2 protein-coding genes are annotated in these 4,314 nt (G+C 59.3%); both read left to right on the forward strand.

Annotated features, from left to right (window positions below; all coding sequences use genetic code 11):
* The first annotated feature begins 291 nt into the window (after positions 1 to 291).
* A complete protein-coding gene (mprF, locus tag GHO25_RS25135; RefSeq protein ID WP_153393238.1) occupies positions 292 to 2,934 on the forward strand; it encodes a bifunctional lysylphosphatidylglycerol flippase/synthetase MprF in 2,643 nt (880 codons plus the stop codon).
* Positions 2,934 to 4,214: a virulence factor family protein gene (locus GHO25_RS25140; protein WP_153393242.1), complete on the forward strand. Its 1,281-nt coding sequence runs from the start codon at positions 2,934 to 2,936 to the stop codon at positions 4,212 to 4,214. The genes mprF and GHO25_RS25140 overlap by 1 nt, the downstream gene beginning before the upstream one ends.
* Positions 4,215 to 4,314 lie beyond the last annotated feature (100 nt).

Genomic DNA, 4,314 nt, shown 5'->3' on the forward strand with positions numbered 1-4,314 from the left:
AAGGTCGTCGGTTCAAATCCGGCTCCCGCAACCAAACATCGAAAAAGGCTACTCGAAAGAGTGGCCTTTTTTGTGCGTGATCAAAAAGTATTTCTCTCCTGCGATTAAAGGTTCTGTCATCTATCTGAAGATTGGCTCGTCTATGCTGAGCGGTAGCAATTACCTTTTTTTCACATGCCAAACCTGAACATCAAGCAAACAGTTGAAAGTATTTTGAAATATTTTGACCAAAAGGATTGGTAACTTGAGTCTATGCCTCCATCCTATCGCGCACGATTCACGAGGTGATTGATGCCCGATAACTCGCCAGAACTTAAAGAACCCGCTTCAGCAGCCCACCCGATTGCAGCCAAACGCCTGCATTTACTGGACCTGCTGAGCAAGTACCGCCAACCCATTGGACTCGCGCTCACCCTGCTTCTGTTCGCCATAGCCCTGATTGCCTGTCGCCATCTGCTCAGCGAACTCGACCTGTACGCCTTGCACGACTCCATCATGGACGTCCCCAGGCCCGCCCTGCTCGGCGCAGTGGCTGCAACAGCTGTAGGTTTTGTGATTTTGCTCGGGTACGAGTGGTCTGCCAGTCGATATGCCGGCGTCAAACTGCCGCCCAAAACCCTGGCACTGGGCGGATTTACCGCCTTTGCCATTGGTAACGCCATAGGCCTGTCGCTCTTGTCCGGCGGCTCTGTGCGCTATCGTTTGTACGCACGCCATGGCGTAGGGGCCTCTGAAGTCGCGCACATGACGCTGTTTGCCAGCTTGTCTTTGGGCTGCGCCTTGCCGCCGCTCGCTGCGCTGGCAACCCTCAGCAACCTGCCTGCCGCCTCCGCCGCCCTGCATATTCCGGTTTACATTCTGGCGGCCATTTCAGTCGCCGTGCTGTTGCTGTTTGGCTTGCTGGCACTAGGCATTTATCGCCGTCGCCTGCCTGAACAACCCATCCCGGACAACCTGCTGGTCAAAGCTGGACGCCGCACCCTGCGCCTGCCAAGCGCACGGCTGACCCTGCTGCAATTGGTGATTACCGCGCTGGACGTCGCCGCAGCAGCCACGGTGCTGTATTTGCTGCTTCCCGAAGCGCCGCCGTTTGGCACCTTCATGCTGGTTTACTTGCTGGCGCTGGCCGCCGGTGTACTCAGCCACGTACCGGGCGGTGTCGGAGTTTTTGAAGCGATTTTGCTGGCTGCCTTTGCCGACAAACTCGGCGCTGCACCTTTGGCCGCCGCGCTGCTGCTGTATCGCTTGATCTACGTGATCTTGCCGCTGCTGCTTGCCTGCCTGATGCTGCTGATCAATGAAGCCCAGCGCCTGATTCAGACCCGCCAAAGTTTGCGCGTGGCCTCCGGCCTTGCCGCGCCGATTCTGGCGGTATTGGTGTTCATGTCGGGCGTGGTTCTGCTGTTTTCCGGGGCTACTCCGGAAATCGATACCCGTCTTGAACACATCGGCTTTCTGATCCCGCACCGCCTGATTGACGCCTCGCACTTCGGCGCCAGCTTGATCGGCGTGCTCTGCCTGCTGCTGGCCCAAGGCCTGCGTCGGCGCCTGTCGGCCGCCTGGATGCTGACCACGATCCTGCTGCTGGTCGGCGCCGTATTGTCTCTGCTTAAAGGCTTCGACTGGGAAGAGGCGTGCATTCTGGTCCTGACCGCAAGCCTGCTGGGCCTGTTCCGCCGCTCGTTCTATCGCCCGAGCCGCCTGACCGAGCTGCCGTTTTCACCGTTGTATCTGGTGGCCAGTGCCTGCGTACTCGGCGCTTCGGTGTGGCTGCTGCTGTTTGCCTATCAGGATGTGCCCTACAGCCATCAGCTCTGGTGGCAATTCACTCTCGACTCGGATGCCCCACGCGGCCTGCGCTCGCTGATGGGCGCGGCGGTGCTGCTGGTGATCGTGGCGCTGACCTGGTTGCTGCGCACGGCGCGCCCTACCATCCACTTGCCGGATGCCAGTGAACTGGAGCGCGCCGAGAAGATCTTGCTGGCTTCAGACCAGCCAGATGGCGGCCTGGCCCTGACCGGCGACAAAGCCTTGCTCTTCCACCCGGACGACAGCGCGTTCTTGATGTACGCTCGCCGCGGCCGCAGCCTGGTTGCGCTGTATGACCCCATCGGCCCTGCGCAACAGCGCGCCGAGCTGATCTGGCAGTTCCGTGACTTGTGCGACACCTTCCACGCCCGCCCCGTGTTTTATCAAGTGCGCGCCGAGAACCTGCCGTTCTATATGGACATCGGCCTGACCGCGATCAAATTGGGCGAAGAAGCCCGGGTTGATCTGCACCGCTTTGATCTCGACGCCAAGGGCAAAGAGATGAAAGACCTGCGCTACACCTGGAACCGCGGCACCCGCGACGGCCTGTCGCTGGAGATCCACGAACCGGGCGAAGCGCCCATGGATGAGCTGAAGGTTATTTCCGATGCATGGCTGACCGGCAAGAATGTCCGGGAAAAAGGCTTCTCGCTCGGACGCTTCAGCGAGGATTACATCAAGCACTTCCGCGTTGCCATCATCCGTTTTGAAGGTAAGCCCGTAGCCTTTGCCAACTTGCTTGAGACTCACAGCCATGAGCTGTCGAGCCTCGACTTGATGCGCGCCCACCCGCAAGCGCCGAAACTGACCATGGAGTACATGATGGTCGGTCTGATTCAGCATTATAAAAAGCATGGATACGCCCGTTTTAGCCTGGGAATGGTCCCATTGTCTGGCCTCCAACCCCGTCGTGGCGCGCCATTGACTCAGCGTCTAGGGTCAATGTTGTTCCAGCGCGGTGAGCACCTGTACAACTTCCAGGGTTTGCGTCGCTTTAAAGACAAATTCCAGCCCGACTGGGAACCTCGTTATATGGCCGTGCCTGCCGGACTTGACCCGCTGGTAGCGCTGGCTGATACCGCCGCCCTGATTGCAGGCGGCTTGACTGGATTGGTGAAACGTTAATGAAACATCGTTCCTGGCGTTTTTTGCTGTTAATTCTGGTGATACTGGCTGCGCTGACAGCCGGCGGCTATTGGTTCTGGAATCGCCCGGCCCCCGAGCCGACGGTTGAGCACCTGAGCCAAGCCGATGGCTCGACCCTGACCAAAGTGACACCTGGCCAGACCGCGCACGCCCAAGTGGTGATTGCAACACCGGCCGAAGAGGCTCTGACCGACGCTCAACTCTCGGCGCTGAGCCGTGGCGGCAAGGCGCAATTGGTACAGGTCATTCTGCCCAAGGAAGACTGCACCCTGCAGCAACAAGCCCTGCAAACAGCACTGCAACAGTTGAAAGGCCCGCCTACGCTGGTTAGCGGCATCGGCCCGGGCGCAACCCTGGCCTGGCGCTGGCTGGCCGAGCAAACCAACGACAAAGCGCAAGCCGTGTCGGTGGGTTTTGCGCTTGAACAACCGGGCTGCACGTTGCCCATGCCTAAATCTGCCGCACACGGCAGCTGGCTGGTGGCCTGGAACGACAACCCTGACGACCCTAGCGCTGCTTTCGTACGTGATCAGCCGAACGCTCAGACCAGTATCAGCGACTATGACATTCACTTCCCCCAGGTACTGAGCAACGAACTGCGCAAGATCCTGGTCGGCGACAACAACGACGGGCTCAACATGCCTGTGGTTGAAGTGCCTGCGGGCCAGCAAAATAGCACCGTGACGTTGTTCCTGTCGGGTGATGGCGGCTGGCGCGACCTGGACCGTGACGTGGCCGGCGAGATGGCCAAGATCGGTTATCCGGTGGTCGGTATCGACATGCTGCGCTACTACTGGCAGCACAAGACCCCGGAACAAAGCGCCACCGACCTGACTGAACTGATGCAACACTACCGTCAAAAGTGGGGCACCCAGCGCTTTGTTCTGGTCGGCTACTCATTTGGTGCGGACGTTCTGCCCGCCACCTACAATCGCCTGCCTGAAGCCGAACAGAAACGCGTAGACGCGATTATTCTGTTGGCCTTCGCCCGCAGTGGCAGCTTTGAGATTCACGTTGATGGCTGGCTCGGCAAAGCAGGCGCTGAAGCCGATACCGGCGAAGAAATGTCCAAGTTGCCGGCCAACAAAGTGGTATGCATCTATGGCGCCGAAGAGACAGACGAAAGCGGCTGCACGGCCAAAACGACTGTAGGCGAAAGCGTCAAGTTGCCAGGCGGCCACCACTTTGACGAAAACTACCCGGCCCTGGCTCAACGCCTGGTAGACATGATCAAAAAGCATCAGGCTACTGCCCCGTAACACACGCAACCCCTGTAGGAGGTGCCGCCCCGTCTTCGACGCCGCGCTGTCGCGCAGCAAACAGGCCGCCGAGTATCTTCAGCATCCCCCAATCGGTTCC

Source organism: Pseudomonas sp. FSL R10-1350 (assembly GCF_009600525.1).
GTDB classification, from domain to species: Bacteria; Pseudomonadota; Gammaproteobacteria; order Pseudomonadales; family Pseudomonadaceae; genus Aquipseudomonas; species Aquipseudomonas helleri.